General features: G+C 69.2%; 18 protein-coding genes and 2 tRNA genes. 15 read left to right on the top strand and 5 right to left on the bottom strand.

Annotation, left to right across the window (positions count from 1 at the left end; all coding sequences use genetic code 11):
- The 5 genes from Mth01_RS26610 to Mth01_RS26630 all read left to right on the top strand — a co-directional run.
- Positions 1-880: HRDC domain-containing protein (locus Mth01_RS26610; protein WP_204018705.1), on the top strand; the 880-nt coding region annotated here is incomplete at its 5' end.
- Between the two features lie 26 nt (positions 881-906).
- Complete coding sequence (locus Mth01_RS26615) at positions 907-1,800, top strand: acyl-CoA thioesterase (protein ID WP_204018706.1); 894 nt, start codon at positions 907-909, stop codon at positions 1,798-1,800.
- Positions 1,801-1,917: 117 nt separating this feature from the next.
- The gene (locus tag Mth01_RS26620; protein ID WP_204018707.1) at positions 1,918-2,229 is read left to right on the top strand and encodes a hypothetical protein; all 312 of its coding nucleotides are present in this window, start codon (positions 1,918-1,920) and stop codon (positions 2,227-2,229) included.
- Positions 2,230-2,349: 120 nt separating this feature from the next.
- On the top strand, positions 2,350-2,613 hold the full coding sequence (locus Mth01_RS26625; RefSeq protein ID WP_204018708.1) for a WhiB family transcriptional regulator: 264 nt from the start codon (positions 2,350-2,352) through the stop codon (positions 2,611-2,613).
- A 55-nt stretch (positions 2,614-2,668) separates the two neighbouring features.
- The gene (locus tag Mth01_RS26630; RefSeq protein WP_204018732.1) at positions 2,669-2,851 is read left to right on the top strand and encodes a hypothetical protein; all 183 of its coding nucleotides are present in this window, start codon (positions 2,669-2,671) and stop codon (positions 2,849-2,851) included.
- 30 nt (positions 2,852-2,881) lie between these two features.
- Here Mth01_RS26630 and Mth01_RS26635 read toward each other — a convergent pair whose 3' ends face one another.
- Both Mth01_RS26635 and Mth01_RS26640 read right to left on the bottom strand, forming a co-directional pair.
- A complete protein-coding gene (locus Mth01_RS26635) occupies positions 2,882-4,213 on the bottom strand; it encodes an ABC1 kinase family protein (RefSeq protein WP_204018709.1) in 1,332 nt (443 codons plus the stop codon).
- Entirely contained in the window at positions 4,210-5,286 is a 1,077-nt protein-coding gene (locus tag Mth01_RS26640) for a ThiF family adenylyltransferase (RefSeq protein WP_204018710.1), read from the bottom strand. The genes Mth01_RS26635 and Mth01_RS26640 overlap by 4 nt, the downstream gene beginning before the upstream one ends.
- A gap of 282 nt (positions 5,287-5,568) precedes the next feature.
- Here Mth01_RS26640 and Mth01_RS26645 point away from each other — a divergent pair, with 282 nt between their 5' ends.
- Positions 5,569-6,000, top strand: a complete 432-nt coding sequence (locus Mth01_RS26645) for a M48 metallopeptidase family protein (protein ID WP_407695981.1) — start codon at positions 5,569-5,571, stop codon at positions 5,998-6,000.
- Positions 5,997-6,623, top strand: coding sequence for a glycosyltransferase family protein (locus tag Mth01_RS26650; protein WP_239090031.1), 627 nt, complete (start codon positions 5,997-5,999; stop codon positions 6,621-6,623). The genes Mth01_RS26645 and Mth01_RS26650 overlap by 4 nt, the downstream gene beginning before the upstream one ends.
- Here the strand turns inward: Mth01_RS26650 and Mth01_RS26655 are convergent.
- The 3 genes from Mth01_RS26655 to Mth01_RS26665 form a co-directional block, all read right to left on the bottom strand.
- Positions 6,615-7,604: an endonuclease/exonuclease/phosphatase family protein gene (locus Mth01_RS26655; RefSeq protein WP_204018711.1), complete on the bottom strand. Its 990-nt coding sequence runs from the start codon at positions 7,602-7,604 to the stop codon at positions 6,615-6,617. The two genes, Mth01_RS26650 and Mth01_RS26655, sit on opposite strands and share 9 nt — an antisense overlap.
- Before the next feature lie 106 nt (positions 7,605-7,710).
- Positions 7,711-8,268 carry an NUDIX hydrolase gene (locus tag Mth01_RS26660; RefSeq protein WP_204018712.1) on the bottom strand — a complete coding sequence of 186 codons (558 nt, stop codon included), beginning with the start codon at positions 8,266-8,268 and terminating at the stop codon, positions 7,711-7,713.
- Positions 8,269-8,277: 9 nt separating this feature from the next.
- Positions 8,278-9,510 carry a zinc-dependent metalloprotease gene (locus Mth01_RS26665; protein WP_204018713.1) on the bottom strand — a complete coding sequence of 411 codons (1,233 nt, stop codon included), beginning with the start codon at positions 9,508-9,510 and terminating at the stop codon, positions 8,278-8,280.
- A 133-nt stretch (positions 9,511-9,643) separates the two neighbouring features.
- Between Mth01_RS26665 and Mth01_RS26670 the strand changes: the two genes are divergently transcribed.
- The 8 genes from Mth01_RS26670 (at position 9,644) to Mth01_RS26705 (ending at position 17,822) form a co-directional block, all read left to right on the top strand.
- A complete protein-coding gene (locus Mth01_RS26670; protein ID WP_239090032.1) occupies positions 9,644-10,714 on the top strand; it encodes an NAD-dependent epimerase/dehydratase family protein in 1,071 nt (356 codons plus the stop codon).
- A gap of 41 nt (positions 10,715-10,755) precedes the next feature.
- Complete coding sequence (locus Mth01_RS26675; protein ID WP_204018715.1) at positions 10,756-11,181, top strand: molybdenum cofactor biosynthesis protein MoaE; 426 nt, start codon at positions 10,756-10,758, stop codon at positions 11,179-11,181.
- A gap of 28 nt (positions 11,182-11,209) precedes the next feature.
- Positions 11,210-12,253, top strand: coding sequence for a YlbL family protein (locus Mth01_RS26680; protein ID WP_204018716.1), 1,044 nt, complete (start codon positions 11,210-11,212; stop codon positions 12,251-12,253).
- Between the two features lie 161 nt (positions 12,254-12,414).
- Positions 12,415-15,369 (top strand): UPF0182 family membrane protein, encoded by a 2,955-nt coding sequence (locus Mth01_RS26685; protein ID WP_239090033.1) that lies wholly within the window; start codon positions 12,415-12,417, stop codon positions 15,367-15,369.
- Between the two features lie 107 nt (positions 15,370-15,476).
- A tRNA-Met gene (locus Mth01_RS26690) sits at positions 15,477-15,550 on the top strand.
- 128 nt (positions 15,551-15,678) lie between these two features.
- Positions 15,679-15,755: transfer RNA gene (locus tag Mth01_RS26695), tRNA-Met, on the top strand.
- Between the two features lie 213 nt (positions 15,756-15,968).
- A complete protein-coding gene (locus Mth01_RS26700) occupies positions 15,969-16,127 on the top strand; it encodes a hypothetical protein (protein WP_204018718.1) in 159 nt (52 codons plus the stop codon).
- 42 nt (positions 16,128-16,169) lie between these two features.
- A complete protein-coding gene (locus Mth01_RS26705; RefSeq protein WP_204018719.1) occupies positions 16,170-17,822 on the top strand; it encodes an ABC transporter substrate-binding protein in 1,653 nt (550 codons plus the stop codon).
- Positions 17,823-17,825: the final 3 nt, after the last annotated feature.

Consider the following 17,825-nt stretch of genomic DNA (forward strand, 5'->3'; position numbering starts at 1 on the left):
GGCGGGCGGAGCCGAGCCGCTGGCCCCCGCCGTCCACGCGATCCTGTCCGGGATCGGCCTGACCGCGGAGCCTCCCGGCGGCGGCAGGGCACGGGAGAAGTGGGAGTCGCTCAAGGCGCTGGCCGACCTGGCCGAGGACATGGCGGCCGACGGGGCGGACCTGACCGGTTTCGTGACCGAGTTGGAGCGGCGGGCGATGGAGCAGCACGCGCCGCCCGTCGAGGGTGTGACGCTGGCCTCCCTGCACGCCGCCAAGGGCCTGGAGTGGGACGCCGTCTTCCTCGTCGGCCTCACCGAGGGCATGCTCCCGATCATCTACGCGGAGACGCCGGAGCAGATCGAGGAGGAACGCCGGCTGCTCTACGTCGGCGTCACGCGGGCCCGCGAGCACCTGCACATGTCCTGGGCGCTGGCCCGCTCACCCGGTGGCCGCCGCTCCCGGCGACCCTCCCGTTTCCTGGAGGGGCTGTCTCATCAGCTTCCCGCCCCGGCGGTCAAGGCCGGACGCCGCTCGGAGCGGACCGCAGGGAGGAGGCCGGCCGTGCCGCTGCACTGTCGGGTGTGCGGCAAGACGCTGGCGGCGGCACCCGAGCAGAAGCTGGGCCGCTGTGCGGGCTGTCCGGCCGACTACGACGAGGCCCTGCTCGAAAGCCTCAGGTCGTGGCGGAGCGCCGCGGCCAAGGAGGCCAAGGTTCCGCCCTACGTCGTGTTCACCGATGTGACGCTTCAGGCGATCGCCGAGCGGGTGCCGACCACGGAGGCGGACCTGCTGGCCATCGCCGGGATCGGGCGCGTCAAGCTTGAGCGGTACGGCGAAGCCGTAATGGAGCTGTGCCGCTCCGCAGGCGATAGTAGTGTCACCAGTGTTACTGATGAGTAATATCTCCCCCGTTGGTTGGAGGCCCCGTGAACTCGGCTCTCAAGGAGTTGCTGGACCTGCTCGACCTGGAGCAGATCGAGCTCGACATCTTCAGGGGGCGCAGCCCGGAGGAACGGATCCAGCGCGTCTTCGGCGGCCAGGTCGCGGCTCAGGCACTCGTCGCGGCGGGCCGTACGGTCCCGGCGGACCGCATGGTCCACTCACTGCACGCGTACTTCATCCGGCCCGGCGACCCCGCCGTCCCGATCGTCTACAACGTCGACCGGGTGCGTGACGGCCGCTCGTTCAACACGCGGCGGATCACGGCCATCCAGCACGGCAAGGCGATCTTCTCGATGTCGGCGTCGTTCCACATCTCCGAGAATGGCCTGGAGCACCAGACAGTCGCCATGCCGCCCGTTCCCGAGCCGGAGAGCCTGGAGACCTTCCAGCAGCGCATGCTCGACGTGGTGGGGGACGACCCGGCGTGGCGCGAATGGCTGTCGAAGCCGCGCCCGGTCGACGTGCGGTATGTGCACCGGCTGCCGTGGGAGGCGCCTGCCGATGACGCCGGGGCTCCCGTCGTGTCCGACGAGAACCACGTGTGGTTCCGGTATGAGGCCGACCTCCCCGACGACCCGCTGCTGCATGTCGTGCTCGCCGCCTATGCCTCCGACTTCACGCTGGTGGACACCGTGCTGCTCGCCCATGGGCGAGCCTGGGGGGCGGCCGACATCTCCGGTGCGTCGCTCGATCACGCGATGTGGTTCCACCGCCCGTTGCGTGCCGACGAGTGGGTGCTGTACGCCCAGGAGTCGCCGTGGTCGGGAGGGGCTCGCGGGCTGGCCCGTGGACAGATGTTCACCGCCTCCGGAGAACTGGCGGTGTCCGTGGTGCAGGAGTGCCTGATACGCGTTGGCGACGATGTCACGAAGTCGTGAAAATCGCAGGTAGAAAATAGGTTGCTCGGCCTGGCGGTTGGGATTTAGGGTCATGGTCAAGCCGGTCGGACGATCCTGTTCCGGCTGTCGTACTACTACTGAGTGGAGGTGAGTCAGGTGGAGAGCATGATCACGTTCGTCACGCCATGGCTCGCCTCTGCCTGCCCGAGTGCCGCCGTCGTCGCTGCCGCCCAGACGAAGCAGACGAAACTGCGGCGTGGCGTGGCCGCCTTCGCGCAGGTCGGCGCCGTCCAGACGAGGACTGCCGCCGAGCTTCGCTCGGCCACCTTCGGCATGGCGCGGCATGACATCGAGGCCTACCAGGTCGCCCTGGTGGACCGACCGATGCGCGACGAGCAGATCGACCGCACCGCTGACGGCGGGGCGCCGGGTCCGTTGTACGCCTGGAGAGAACCAGTCACGAGATGACCGGTCTCCTTCTCCGGGCCGCGGATCCGACCAGGATCCGCGGCCTTCTTGTTTTGTCGGCCACGATTCCACCCCGCTCACGAGGACAACCAGACCAAACCATTCAAAGAGGTGACGCAGATGGCGGCCCCGGTCATGGACCTGATCGAAGCCGAAATCCCCTGTCGTACCGACCCCGACCTGTGGTTCGCCGAGTCTCCGGACGACGTGGAGTTCGCCAAGGCGCTCTGCGGCGGCTGCCCGATCCGGCAGGCCTGCCTGGCCCGCGCGCTGGAGCGCGAGGAGCCGTGGGGCGTCTGGGGCGGCGAGCTCATCCTCCGGGGGGTCATCGTCCCCCGGAAGCGCCCGCGGGGACGTCCGCGCAAGACGCCCGTCGCCGCCTGACCGAGACGCGCGAGACACCCGGAAACGTAAGAAATCCAAGGAAGGATCCAGTCAGATGACCATCTCCCCGAACGCCTCGATGTATCTCTACCAGGAACTGGTAGATGAGCGAATACGCACCCTTCACCGTGAGGCGGAGGCAGAGCGGCTGGCCGGGCGGGTCCTGAGTGTGCGGCGGGCACGCCGGCAGATCGAGCGTGCCTCGGAGCGACTCAGCCACGCGCTGGCACGCCTGTAGGGAACTCCGGCCAAAGGCCCGGGCACGCGATCAGTGCCCGGGCCTTTCCTGGCCGGGCTCGTCGGCGAAACCGGGCACCCATCGGGCGACCTCGTCGCGGAACCTGGCGGTGGTGCCGAGCTGGCACAGCACACCCACTCCCGCCGCGTGAACGCGATGGATCAGCACGTAGGACGGGGGCAGGTTGAGCTGGCGCACGATGTTGTTCGGCCGGAGATCGGCGACGGCCGCCGCCTGCCGGCGCAGCCACTCCCGGCTGAAGGTGAACTCCTCGACCCGGGTGGGCTCGACGTAGGGCGCGAGGAACGCGCGGAGGGCATCGGCGTCCACCTCGATGTGCGGGCGGATGAACCCTTCCTCGCGAAGCCCCCGGACGACGGTCTCCATATCGCCCTGGTTGAAGATCCGGGTGAGCGTGCCGAAGGCGCGGGGGTAACCGTCGGGCAGCCGGCTGACCGCCCCGAAGTCGAGCACCCCCAGGCGCCCGTCATCCATCACCCGGAAGTTGCCCGGATGAGGGTCGGCGTGGAGCATGCCCACCCGGGATGGCGAGCTGAAGAGGAACCGGACGAGACGCAGGCCGGCCAGGTCGCGCTCCGCCTTGCTCCCACTCTCGATGATCTTTGATAGCGGCGTTCCGGTCAGCCACTCGGTCACCAGGACCTGCTCGTTGGCCGCGATCACGTCCGGTACGTAGCAGTCCGGGTCGTCCCTGAACTCCTGGGCGAACGCGTGCTGTGCCTCGGCCTCCCGCAGGTAGTCGAGCTCTTCGGCGACCCGATCCTTCAACTCCCCGAGAACCGGTTTGATGTCCAGTCCGGGCAGCAGCACCGAGAAGAGCTTGCCCAGACGTGCGAGCTGGTTGAAGTCGGAGATCAGGGCTTTGCCCGCACCGGGGTACTGGATCTTCACGGCGACCGGGCGGCCGTCGTGCCAGACCGCTCGGTGCACCTGTCCGATGGACGCCGCAGCCGACGGGCTGTCGTCGAACTCCCTGAAGTTGTCCCGCCAGTCGTCGCCCAACTGTTCGGCGAGGACCCGGTGAACGGTCCCCGCCGGCAGCGGCGGCGCCGCGTCCTGGAGCCGGGTGAGCGTCGCCCGGTACGGCCCGGCGATCTCGGATGGCAGTGCGGCTTCGAAGATGGACAGCGCCTGGCCGAGCTTCATGGCTCCGCCCTTGAGCTCACCCAGAACCTTGAAGATCTGGTCGGCGGTACGTCGCTGGATTTCGTGGGCCACGAGCTCCGCCGACGCGCCGCCGAGTCGCCTGCCCAGTCCCAGCGCGGTACGGCCGGCGAACCCGAGGGGGAGCGTGGCGAGCTTGGCCGAGCGGGCCATGGCACGGTGGGGGAGGTCACTCACGCGACCATTCTTAGCGACGACATGGGGTTTCGACTACATCCACAGTCAGGATGCGGCTCCCAGGAGCGGCGACGCCAACGCCCGTCGGGCAAAACGTGCAGTGTGCCATTGGTCACATCCCCAGACATGTCCGCGCCGTCGAGGTAGCGGAGCGCGTACCCCGCGGCCTGCGCCGCGACCAGCGAAGACAGCACCGCGTCGCATGCGATCTCCCCTGGAGGGTGGCCGCCGATCCGCGCGGTGACCAATGGCCAGGACGGGTCCCTGTCCCTGCGGGTGAGATCGAGGCAGCCGAGGCAGAGCGGGCGGCCAGGGATCACGAGCGGGCCGACTGATCCGTGGCCCTCGAACGCGGTGGCCGGCAGGTGCGTGATCCCCTCCGCCGTGAGCTCGCGGACGAGCACCGGATCGAGGGGTCCGACGGGGGCGAGGACCACCAGGTCGGGGTGGGGCGCCCGGTCGGCCGGCCGGGACGCGGCACGGCCGGGCCACGCGTTGACGTCCGGCGCGATCCGCATGGCGACCGCGACGGCGCCGTCCTCGCGTGGCATGCCGATCTCCGGCCGCCCGAGCCCGCCGGGCGCGACGTCCTGGGGCCGTGCCGTACCGGGATCGACCACGCAGATGTGCCCGACGCCCGCGGCGGCGAGAAGGCTGGTCACCTGTGCGCCGACCCGGCCGGCGCCGTAGATCCGGACCCGGGCCGCGCGCCTGCGCGTCAGCGCGCCCATGCCGCCGTCGGCCGAGGTGAGGGCGAGTCTGTCCAGCTCGGGGCGTAGCCGGTCCCGCTCGGCCCGGTCCAGGTCGGCGAGCGGCCCGGGAGGGACCGCCGCGTCCTCGATCAGGCCGTGTGCGGCGAGCATCCCGACGAGTTCGCGAGTGGCGTCCTCACCCAGATCGCTCTCCGCCACGATCTGTTCCAGCGTCCTGCTGCCGTCGAGGCGGTCGATCAGCCGCCGGACGGCGGGTTCCACTTCGGCCAGCATGATCGCGTGGGATGGATGGACGCCGAACTGCAGCGTGTGGTCGTCCCGCTCGACTCGGCGCAGCACCGGCTTCAGACGAGGTCTCATAGCCGACAGACCTTGTCACACGGCGGGAGTGCGTGCGCCGGTTCAGGCGAGGCTGTGGATAATTACCGGGTGTTGGTGGCCGGTAAATGCCAGATCCGGCGGGACATTCGCGCCTGCAAGGTCATGTTCGCCCGATTGACCAGGGAAAACGTGGCATACCCCCTGTGGAAATCCCCGCGTGTCGGCTACCTTTCATATGTGCCCCCCGAGACAGTCGAGGTTCGTCGGAGCACGCGACGGCGACGAACCGTTTCCGCGTACCGCGATGGTGACAAGACCATCGTGCTGCTTCCGGCCGGTCTGAGCACGACCGACGAAGAGCAGTGGGTGCGCCGCATGCTCGACCGGCTCGCCGCCAAAGAGCAGCGACGACGGCCGAGCGACGACGATCTGCTCGACCGCGCGCTGGAACTGTCGGCGCGTTACCTGGACGGCAAGGCCCTCCCCTCGAGCGTGCGCTGGGTCGAGAACCAGCACCACCGTTGGGGCTCCTGCACTCCGGATCATGGCACAATCCGGATCTCGGCGCGGCTTCGCGGGATGCCCGGGTGGGTCGTAGATTACGTGATCATGCATGAGCTCGTCCATCTGCTCGTTCCCAGCCACGGCCCGCGATTCTGGGCGCTCGTCGAGCGTTATCCCCGCGCGGAACGCGCCAGGGGCTTCCTGGAGGGGTTCTCGATGGCGTCCAACGGTTCTCCGGAGGAGTGTTGACGCAGGCAACGACAACGGCACCGGCAAGGGTCGCGGCGGTGCTGGTCACCGCCCCGATGGCGGACGCCGCGCCGCCCGGGGTCGACCCCGCCGGATTCCTCATGGCCATGGCCGAGGACACCTACGAGATGGCCGCCGGGCTCGAACTGGTCCGGCCCGTGATCCTGTCGGTCGGGGTTCCAGGGCTGGAGGAGATCGCGTGGCCGGGCACACCGGTGATCTCGATCGCCTCGGCCGCCGCGGCCTTCGCCGCCCTGCCGTACGGCACCGAAGGGGTGGTGATCAGCGGTGACGCGCCGGACCTGCCGCCGCTGCTCGTGGGCAAGCTGTTTCGTGAGCTGGGCCGTGCGCCCATCGCGGTCTGCCCGGCCGAAGGCGGGGGCGCTGTCGCCGTCGCAGCGCGCCTGCCGCTGCCCGACTGGGCCGCCCCCGACCTCGACTTCGAGGCGCCCGATCTCGTCGTACGGCTGCGCCGCCGGGCGCCCGGCCCGCGCATGGTCGCCACCACCCCCGGATGGCACCGCCTCAGAAGGCCGACCGACGTCGCCAGGCTCGACCCGGGACTGGAAGGCTGGGACAGCACCCGGGCACTGCTCTCGGCGACCGGACCCGGATCAAGGTAGGCGCAGCTCGGCGAAGAGAGCCCGGTGATCACTGCCCGGCACGTCGTGCGTGCTTGTGCGCACAGCGGACGCCCGCTCGTCGAAGAGCACGTGGTCGAGCGTGATCAGCGGCGGGTGCCGCCGGTCGGCCGGCCAGGTAGTGCGCAGGCCGTTTCCGGTCGCGTCGGCCGCGTCCACATACCCGCGGTCGATGACCGCACGCAGGGCGGCGTGGTCGAGCGTGGCGTTGAAGTCGCCCGCCAGGATGCGGATCGTGGCCGAGGACGAGGCGGCGGACGGGAGCGCGGGGAAGTCCGCCAGCCAGCCCGCGATGTTGTGGCGCACCGGGGCGAGCGTGTGGACGTCGACGACCTCGACGGTCCGCCCGCCGGGCAGCCTGAGGGCGGCCCTCGGCATGTTGTGCCCGCCGGCCGGCGCGAAGTCCGGAATCCTCGTGAGCGGATGGCGTGAGTAAATGCCGCTGCCGGAGGAACCCGCCGCGTCCTCCAGGCGACGGTACGGCAGGCGCGCGCCCAGCCCGGCCGCGTCCAGGGCCTGGACCGCCTCCGGGGTGAGCTCCTGGACGTTCAGGATGTCGGCTCCCAGCCGCCGCACCAGATCGACCACCGTGCGCGCGTCGCCCTGCCCGTAGAAAAGATTGGCGGTGAGGATCCGCAGCGTCGGACCCGTCGCGGTGGGGGCCGAGGGCAGTGCCCGCGGCAGCACGATGATCGCCATGAGGGCGCAGGTCACCAGGGCCGCGCTCATCGCCGCACGACTGCGGGAGGCCGCCGCGACCAAGAGTGCGAACAGAGACCCCGCGGCCGCGTACGGAGTCCCGCTGATGAGCTGGAACATCAGCATGCCGCGCTCGAGGCCGGCCAGCCGGATCACGGCCCAGGCCGCGAACGGCATGATCACGATCCACGCGAGCGGCGCCGGCATCCGCATGCGCCGTCGCTGAACGGTCCTGATCTCACCGCCGACGTCCACCTTGGTCATGACGCCGACACTAATCAGTCAGCGTGCGGGAGCGGGTGAGGCCGACGTGCGTTTCCGTGCGGAAGTGAACGTGTCGCCTGCGGCCGGGCCGCCTGTCCCGGTCGGCTCAGGCCGTACTCGTGCGAGTGAACAGCAGGTCCCGCGCCCGGCGGGCCAGCCGCCGGGTGGCCTCGTCGCTCAGCTCGGGAATCTCCTCCACGGGGAACCAGCGCAGGTCCAGCGACTCGTCACTGATCATGGCCTCGGCCCCGGGAGGGGCGACCGCGCCGTACTCGACGTCGAGGTGCCAGCTGTGCGGCGGATGACACCAGACCTTGTGCCGATCCAGTGCGAGCGGGCCGTCCAGCAGGGTGAGACCGGCGATCCCCGACTCCTCGGTGGCTTCGCGGAGGGCGGTCAGCGCCAGCGAACCGTCGGCGACCTCGCAGTGCCCTCCCATCGGCAGCCACATCCCGGCCTTGGGGTGCAGAGTGAGCAGCACCTCCCGGCCGTCATGGGACAGCACGGCGGTGGTCGCCGTCAGGTGGCCGGGCACGCACCCCCGCCACATGGCGTCGTCGTGGGCGTCCAGATGAGCCAGGAACTCCCGGCGGAGCGTCTCCTCCTCGGGAGTCGGGGCGGTCCACCCGGACAGTACGGCTCGCGCGTCACGGTGCAGGCTCACCGCGACAGCCTACCGGCCGCCCTCCTGCTCGCCGGTCTGGTCGTCCGTACCCGGGCCGGGCTCGTCGAGCGCGGACAGGTCGAAGGCGCTCTCACCCTTGACGAACGTCTCCGGCGCGTCGAGATCGTCGGCGGTCGGCATCAGGTCGGGGTGGTTCCACACCGCGTCCCGGCCGTCGATCCCACGATGGTCCCCCAGGGCCTTCCACAGCGCGGCCGCCTCGCGCAGCCGCCGCGGCCGCAGTTCCAGCCCGACCAGTGTGGCGAAGGTCCGCTCAGCGGGCCCGCCGGTCGCGCGGCGGCGCCGTACGGTCTCGCCGAGCGCGGCCGCCGACGGCAGCTTGCTCGCGGCGGCGGCGTCGACCACCGTCGCCACCCAGCCTTCGACCAGCGCGAGCGCGGTCTCCAGGCGGCCGAGCGCGGCCTTCTGCCGCTCGGTCTCCTCCGGCTTGAGCAACTCGCCGCCGCCCAGCACCTCCTGGATGCGAGCCGGGTCGCTGATGTCCAGCCCCTGCAGCTTCTCCTCCAGGGCGGAGACGTCCACGGTGATGCCCCTGGCGTACTCCTCGACGGCCCCGAGCAGGTGTGCGCGCAGCCACGGGACGTGCTGGAACAGCCGGTGGTAGGCCGCTTCGCGCAGCGCCAGATAGAGCCTGATCTCGTCGGAGGGGACCTCCAGGCCCTGGCTGAACGCCGCGATCCCGCCGGGCAGCAGCGCGGCCGTGTCCGACAGCGGCAGGCCGACGTCGGACGAGCCGACCACCTCGCGGGCGAGCGTGCCGATGCCCTGGCCGATCTGCTGGCCGACCATCATGCCGCCCATCTGCCGGAGCATGCCGATCAGCGGGCCGGCCATCGCCTCCGCCTCGGGCGGCAGCCCGGCCGCACCGAGCGTCCCGCCCATCGTCTGCACCATCTGCGCGGCGATCGGGTCGCACAGCTGCTTCCAGACCGGAATGGTCTTCTCGATCCATTCGGAACGACTCCAGGCCTGGGGGGCGGTCACGCCGCTCGGCAGCGTGGTCACCTCGTTCAGCCACAGGTCGGCCAGATTGAGGGCTTCGACGATCTCGCGCCGCTCACCCTCCATGACGCTCGGGTCGCCCTCGGCGACCACCGCGTGCCGTGCGATGTTCTTCGCCATGTCCCAGTTGACGGGTCCGGCTTCCGGTGAGGCCGAGGCGGACAGCATGTCCGCGAACTGCCGCATGGCAGCGGCGATCTGCTCCGGGTTGCCGAACATGGCGAACGGGTTATCGTTTGGGTCGTTTTCGCGACCTGGCAGGTCAGTCACCGCGCCACCTCGTGCAGGATGGAGGAGTCCACAACCGCCACGTTATCCGCCGGGAGGCGGATCAGTGCAAAGCGAGGACCTCGTGCCTACCTTGAAACGCCTTCGTCAACCCGTCGTCGCCGTCACCGGCGCCGCATCCGGAATCGGCAGGGCGTTCCTCACCAGAGTGGCCTCGTCTGCGGATTTCCGTCGCGTGGTGGCCATCGACGATCAACGAGGCGACGTCCCGGACGTCACCTGGCGGGTCCTGGACATCCGTGATCCGCTCTTGGCGAACCGGATATCCGATGTGGACGTTCTGGTCCATCTGGGCGCCGACGAGTCGATGGACGCCGAGCCCGCGGAGCGTCGGCGCTACAACCTCCGAGCCGCGCAGACGGTGCTCACCGCCTGCGCGGCGGCGAGGGTCCGCCGGGTCGTGCTGGTCACGAGCGCGATGGTGTACGGCGCCGCCCCGGACAACCCGGTGCCGCTGGAGGAGGACGCCCCGGTGACGGCGGAGTCCGACACGGGGGTGATCGGAGACCATCTGGAGATCGAGGCGCTGGTGCGCCGCTCGCTGCGCTCGCATCCCGGCCTGGAGGTGACCGTGCTACGGCCCGCCGCCCTGGTCGGGCCCGGTGTCGACACGGTCGTCACCCGCCACTTCGAGGCGCCGCGACTGCTCGTCGTCAAGGGCTGCCTGCCGCGCTGGCAGTTCTGCCACGTCGAGGATCTGGTGTCCGCACTGGAGGCGGCCGCTCTGGGCAGGGTCTCCGGCGTGGTGGCGGTCGGCTCGGACGGCTGGCTGGAGATGGACCAGGTGGAGGAGATCTCGGGCCTGCGGCGGTTCGAGTTGCCCGCCGGGCTGACTTTCGGGACCGCGCAGCGGCTGCACCGGCTCGGCATCACCCCGGCTCCCGCCGCGGACCTGCATTATGTGGTCTATCCGTGGGTGGTGGACTGCGCGGCGCTGCGCGCGGCCGGATGGAAGCCGACCTGGGCCAACGAGGATGCCCTGCGCGAACTGCTGGAGCTGTCGGAGGGCAGGCACGCGGTGGTGGGCCGCCGCCTGTCGGGCAAGGAGGCCACGATCACCGCGGCCGGCGCGACCGTCGCCGTGATCGGCACCGCCGCCATCGTGCGCGCCGCCCGCCGCAAGCGGCGTACGTGATCATATGCGCCGGCCGGGCCGCGCCGTACTAATCTCAAGGGATGGGCGTTATCCGATTGCTGGGAATCCGTGACTCCGCGCTGTCCGTGGACGAGGTCCTCAACTCGGTGGGAGACCACGCGGCGGGCGGCACGGCCGTGTTCGTCGGCACTGTGCGCGAACAGGACCAGGGCAGGCCCGTGACGTCGCTGTCCTACTCCGCCCATCCCTCCGCCGAGCAGGAGCTCCGCCGGGTCGCCGAGAAGGTGACGGCCGACTTCCCGGTGACCGCGCTGGCGGCAGTGCACCGCGTGGGCGACCTGCGGTTGGGCGACGTCGCGGTGGTCGTGGCAGCGGCCTGCCCCCATCGGGCGGAGGCCTTCGAGGCGTGCCGCCGGTTGATCGACGATCTGAAACACGAGGTGCCGATCTGGAAACGCCAGGTCTTCGCGGACGGGGATGCCGAGTGGGTGGGCGCCTGCGATTAGCGCGCCACGAAACGCATAGAGTTCGTCCATGTCCCGACGCGCGCTGACTCTGATGGTCGCGGGCTTCCTCACCCTCCTGCTCGCGGTCATCGGCGCCATGTTGCCGGTGCCGTACGTCGCGCTGAGCCCGGGTCCTACGGAGAACACCATCGGGGACGTCGACGGCAAGCCGGTGATCAGCATCTCGGGTCACCAGACGTATCCGACCGAGGGCAAGCTGAGCCTCGTCACCGTCGCCTACCAGGGGGGGCCGGGTAACCGGCTGGACCTGGTGACCGCGCTGCGCGGCTGGCTCGACCCGGCCGTCGCCGTGGTGCCGGAGGAGACGCTGTTCCCGAGGAGTACCACGGCCAAGCAGGTCGAGGAGCAGAACACCCAGGAGATGACCGACTCCCAGGAGACCGCCACGATCGCCGCGCTGAACGCCCTCAAGATCCCTGTGGAGAAGGTCGTCGTGGTGGTCCAGACGGACAAGGGGGCGCCGGCCGAGGGCAGGCTCAAGGCCGGCGACGAGATCGCCGCCATCGACGGCGTCGCGACGGCCGGCCTCGACTCGGTCGGGGCGGCCGTGCGGCGGCACAAGCCGGGCGAGCAGGTCAAGTTCACGGTCAAGCGTGGAGACGCCGAGACCGACGTGCTCGTTCCCACGGTCGAGGACAAGGAGGGCAAGGCCGTGGTCGGCGTCCGCATGAAGGCGGACTACAAGGTCCCCTTCAAGGTCGACATCAGCGTGGGGCAGGTCGGCGGGCCGAGCGCGGGGCTGATGTTCTCGCTGGGCATCTACGACAAGCTGACTCCCGGCGCGCTTACCGGAGGGAAGAACGTCGCGGGCACCGGGACGATCGACCCCGAGGGCAAGGTGGGGGCCATCGGCGGGATCGAGCAGAAGATGGTGGGCGCGAAGAAGGCCGGCGCCACGGTCTTCCTCACCCCGGCGGGCAACTGCGCCGACGCCGCACGGGCCGTGCCTCCCGGCCTGCGCCTCGTGAAGGTCGAGACCCTGCGAGACGCGATAGACGCGATGGACGCCCTGCGCGCGGGCAAGCAGGAACTACCTGCCTGTCCGGCGTAGGTCGTGTCCCGGCCCGCCGTATGCGGGCGGTAGTTTTCCACAGGCCGGGGACGCTCGGAGCGCGACCGGCCGTATCGCAGTGTAGGTTTTCCAAGCACGGACCGTTGCTCTGAGACAAGGGGTGGGCGTTGAGCTTCCGGAGCCCCGGAGCGGGACGGGCGATGCGCTTGCCCCGTCGGCCGCGACTTCTCGTTCCTGTCACGATCGCCGTCGCGGCGATCGTGGTATTACTTCTGATCTTCGCTTCCATATACACCGACTACCTCTGGTACGACTCGGTGGACTTCTCGTCGGTGTTCTCCACACTGCTCGTGACGCAGATCGTGCTGTTCGTCGTGGGCTCGGTGCTGATGGTGGGGATCGTCGGCGGAAACATGGTGCTGGCGCACCGCACACGGCCGATGTTCGGGCCGGGGATGTTCGGCACCCCGCAGGGGGCAGACCGCTACCGGATGTCGCTCGACCCCCATCGGCGGCTGGTCTTCCTGATCGGCATGGGGATCCTGACGCTGTTCACCGGGTCCTCGGTCGCCGGGCAGTGGAAGACCTGGCTGCTGTTCGTCAACGGGACGCCGTTCGGCAAGAAGGACCCGCAGTTCCAGCTCGACGTCTCGTTCTTCATGTTCACCTATCCGTTCCTGCGGATGGTGCTGAACTTCCTGTTCCTGGCCGTCGTTCTGTCGATCATCGCTGCCGCGATCGTGCACTACCTCTACGGCGGCTTCCGGATCCAGTCCCCGGGCGGCGTGCACGCGACCAGGGCGGCCCGCGCCCACCTGTCGGTGCTGCTCGGCGTGTTCGTGCTGCTCAAGGCCGTCGCCTACTGGCTTGACCGGTACGGACTGGTGTTCTCCGAGCGGGGTTTCGTGGGCGGCGCCTCCTACACGGATGTCAACGCGGTGCTGCCGGCCAAGGGCATCCTCGCTGTCATCTCCCTCATCTGCGCGGTCATCTTCTTCGCCGGCGTGATCCGGCCCGGTGGCATGTTCCCCGGTGTCGCATTCGGGCTCCTCGTCCTGTCGGCGGTCCTGATCGGCGGCGTCTACCCCGCCCTCGTAGAGCAGTTCCAGGTCAAGCCCAACCAGCAGGGCAAGGAGGAGCAGTACATCGCGCGTAACATCACCGGGACGCGCGAAGCCTACGGGGTGAGCGACACAGAGATCACAACCTACGACGCGAAGGGCGAACCGCAGCAGGCCGAGGCCGCCAAGGACCAGACCGTCTCGGGCGTGCGACTCCTCGATCCCACTCTGGTGGCCAAGACCTTCCAGCAGAAGCAGCGGCTCAAGGGCTTCTACGACTTCACCGATCCGGTGGACGTCGACCGCTACAAGGGACCGGACGGCACGGTGAGCGACCATCTGGTCGCCGTCCGCGAGCTGACGGGTCCCCCCGCCGAGCTGGACAACTGGATCAACCGGCACCTCATCTACACCCACGGCTACGGTTTCGTCGCCGCCCCCGGCAACAAGGTCAGCTCCGGCGGCCTGCCCGACTTCGACGCCAAGGACATGCCCGTCGGCGGAGACCTGGTGAATTCCACCGGCCTCAAGGAGCCTCGCATCTACTTCGGCGAGCACGGTACCGACTACGTCATCGCCGGTGGCTCCAAGGAAAAGCCCCTCGAGTTCGACTACCCGGAGAACGAGGGAACCGGCCAGGTGAACACCAGCTACACCGGCAAGGGCGGCGTCCCGCTCGACTCGTTCTTCAACCGCCTGCTCTACGCGATGAAGTACGGCGAGATCAACGTGCTGCTGTCCAGTGACGTCAACGAGCAGTCGCGCATTCTGTACGAACGGAACCCGGCCGACCGGGTGGCGAAGGTCGCGCCCTTCCTGACCCTCGACTCCGACCCGTACCCCGCGATCGTCGACGGACGGATCGTGTGGATCATCGACGGGTACACGACGGCCAACGAGTACCCGTACTCCCAGAGTGAGAGCTGGGGCGACATGATCCGGGATGCCGCGACCGACCCGCATGCGATCGCTCCCCAGCCGCGCGACCAGATCAACTACATCCGCAACTCGGTGAAGGCGACGGTGGACGCCTACGACGGGACCGTCACCCTCTACGGGTGGGACCCGACGGACCCGCTGCTGAAGGCGTGGGAGAAGTCGTTCCCCGGGCTCGTCCAGCCGAAGGACAAGATGAGCGCCGAGCTCCTGGAGCACGTGCGCTACCCCGAGGACATGTTCAAGGTGCAGCGCCACGTCCTGTCGCGCTACCACATCACCGACGCGCGGTCCTTCTACAGCGGTCAGGACTTCTGGAACGTCCCGAAGGACCCGTCCACCGACGACAAGGCGGACATCAAGCAGCCGCCCTACTACCTTTCTGTGAAGATGCCGGGCGCGCAGTCGGCGACGTTCTCGCTGACCACCACGTTCGTGCCCAAGCAGGGGCCCAACCTCGCCGCGTTCATGGCGGTCGACGCCACACCGGGCGAGGGGTACGGGAAGCTGCAGATCCTCCGCATGACGGCCAACACGACGATCTCCAGTCCCGGCCAGGTGCAGAACACCTTCGCCAACCGGTTCGCCGGCGAGCTCAACCTGCTGGGTCTGGGCAAGGCACAGATCCGGTACGGCAACCTGCTGACGCTTCCGTTCGCGGGAGGCCTCGTCTACGTGGAGCCGGTGTACGTCCAGGCGCCCGCGGGGTCGGGGCAGGAGCCGTATCCGATCCTCGCCCGGGTGCTGGTGATGTACGGCGACAAGGTGGGCTCCGGCGACAACCTGGGCAAGGCGCTGGAGCAGATCTTCACCGCCGAGACCCCGGCGAACCAGGTCACGCCCGAGCAGAAGCCCGGGCAGCAACCTGAGCAGAAGCCCGAGCAGAAGCCCGAGCAGCAGCGGACGCCGACCGACAGCGCCGCCCTGAGCGGGCTCGTCGAGCGGGCGCAGCAGGCGTACGCCGACGCGCAGAAGGCGCTTTCGGCCGACCCGCCGAACTGGGGGGACTACGGCAAGGCCCAGCAGGCGCTCAAGGAGGCGCTGGACGAGCTGAACCGTATGCAGGTCAGCCTTCCTCCGGCCTCGCCCACCGCCACCGCGGAGCCGTCATCGAGTGCGAGCCCGAGCGTGAGCCCCAGCCCGGTGCCCACCGGATGACCGCAGGGGCTGTCTGAACGGAACCCCGCGCCGCACGGCGCGGGGTTCCGGTTTTTCCGCAACGTGTTTGCCTCGTGTCCGGATCCCGGCTACTCTGTAGATGCCGACGCGGGGTGGAGCAGCTCGGTAGCTCGCTGGGCTCATAACCCAGAGGTCGCAGGTTCAAATCCTGTCCCCGCTACTTTTGAAGGCCCCGACCTCCGGTGACCTGGAGGAACCGGGGCCTTCGCTATCGCCGGAAGCCGTCTCCCGGGAAACCGATTTGGCGACTGGGCGCGGCCGCGGTAGTATGGAGACATAAGAAAACGACGCGGGGTGGAGCAGTTCGGTAGCTCGCTGGGCTCATAACCCAGAGGTCGCAGGTTCAAATCCTGTCCCCGCTACCACGTGAAAGGCCCGGAGGGTTTCCCTCCGGGCCTTTTCTCTGCCCGCACCCGCATCATTTCAGCGTGACCCCCCGGGTCAGCGGAATCCAGAGAGCGAAGCGGGAGGGAGCGAGGAGCGTAGCGAAGGCCCAGCGGAGCGGGCTTCGTGAGGACCGCGGTTTCCTCCCGACGCGGCGACCGGCCGTTGGGGGAGACGGAAACGCCAGGACTAGATTGATCGAAAAGACCAAGGAGGAGGCGGCCGCCCGGGCCGTCGCCGCCGGGGCCGATCCGGCCCAGGTCCAGATCGTCGAGCTCAGCGAGATCCCGCTCAGCTACCTGCCTGAGCTCGCTGTGCGCCTACAAGTCAAGGCCGCCGGGCCGTTGGCCTGATAAGGGGCCGGCGGTCCGGCGAGAGAAAGGAACCCCCCTCACATGCGCTGGCACAAACGTCTGCTCGCGGCGGGAGCCGTGGCCGCCCTGACCCTCACCGCCACGGCGTGCGGCGGCGGCAAGATCCGTGGCGGGGCCGACGGCTCCGAAGGCTCCACGCAGCCGGGCACGTCCCAGAACGCCCAGAATCCCTCGAGTGCGGCGGACGCCACGTTCGTCTACGTCCCCAACCTCGACGTCGTCACCGACTGGGATCCGGCGAGCTCGTACTCCAACGAGATCCTCGCGATGCAGAACATCTACGAGTCGCTGACCCGCTACAACCCGCAGACGAAGCAGGCCGAGCCGCGGCTGGCGACGTCGTGGACGTCCTCGGACGACGGCAAGAAGTGGACGTTCACGCTGCGTCAGGGGGCCACGTTCCACACCGGCAAACCCGTCGACGCGGCCGCCGCGAAGGCCGCCATCGAACGCACGATGAAGATGGGGGCGGGCGCGGCCTACATCTGGGACGCGGTCAAGAAGATCGAGGCGAAGGATTCCTCGACGCTGAAGTTCACGCTCAAGTACCCCACGGCTCTCGACCTGGTGGCCTCGGCCGGTTACGCCTCGTACGTCTACGACACCACGGCCGCCGGCTCAGGAGACCTCAAGACGTGGTTCGGTGAGGGTCATGACGCGGGCTCGGGCCCGTACACGATCGACACCTGGGAGAAGGGCAAGGAGACCGAGCTCACGCTGAAGGCGTTCGACGACTATTGGGGCGGCTGGGACGGGCCGCGCTACAAGAAGATCGCATACCGGGTCACGCCCGAACTCACCACCGCCTGGCAGCTTCTGCGGGGTGGCGAGGTGACGTTCGTGGCGCGGCTCAACCCGCAGCTGTTCGCCGAGGCCGGCGGCACGCCCACGGTGCAGGCGGCCCAGACGCCGTCGTTCCAGAACCTGCTGACGCTGTTCAACACGCACAGCGGGCCGTTGAAGGACGTACGGCTGCGCCAGGCGCTGCAGAAGGCGATCGACTACGACGGGGTGGTGGCGGTGCTGAAAGGTGCGGGCGCCCCGGCGGCGGGCCTGGTACCCGAGGGCCTGCTCGGCCACAACGCCGGCCAGACGCCGAGGCAGGACCTCGCCGGCGCCGAGGCGCTGCTCAAGGAGGCGGGGTACGGCCCCGGCGGCAAGAAGCTCGAGCTGACCCTCACCTATGCCCAGGGCGACAGCGACCAGGAGGTGCTGGTGACGCTGCTGTCGTCCACCCTGGACAAGCTGAACGTGAAGCTGTCGGCCAAGCCGCTGCAGTGGACCACCCAATGGGACCAGGCCAAGGCGAAGGACCCGGCCAAGAGGCAGGACATCCTCGTCATGTACTGGTGGCCCGACTACGCCGACGCCTTCTCGTGGTTCGTCAACATCTTCCGCAGCGAGGACCCGATCTCGTTCAACCTCTCCTATCTGAGGGACGACGCGATCGACAAGCGGATCAACGAGCTGCCCCAGCTGACGGCGACCGACAGGGACGCCGCGGAGAAGGCGTACGCCGAGCTGCAGAACAAGATCATTAACGAGCGGGCGGCCGTGGCCGTGCCGTACGTGATGAACTACCAGCGGGCCTTCGCCAAGTCGGTCCAGGGATATGTGGACAACCCCGCCTACCCGAATGTCGTGTTCGTCCACGACCTCAAGCCCGGCGCCTGAGGC

Source organism: Sphaerimonospora thailandensis (assembly GCF_016863115.1).
GTDB lineage: Bacteria > Actinomycetota > Actinomycetes > Streptosporangiales > Streptosporangiaceae > Sphaerimonospora > Sphaerimonospora cavernae.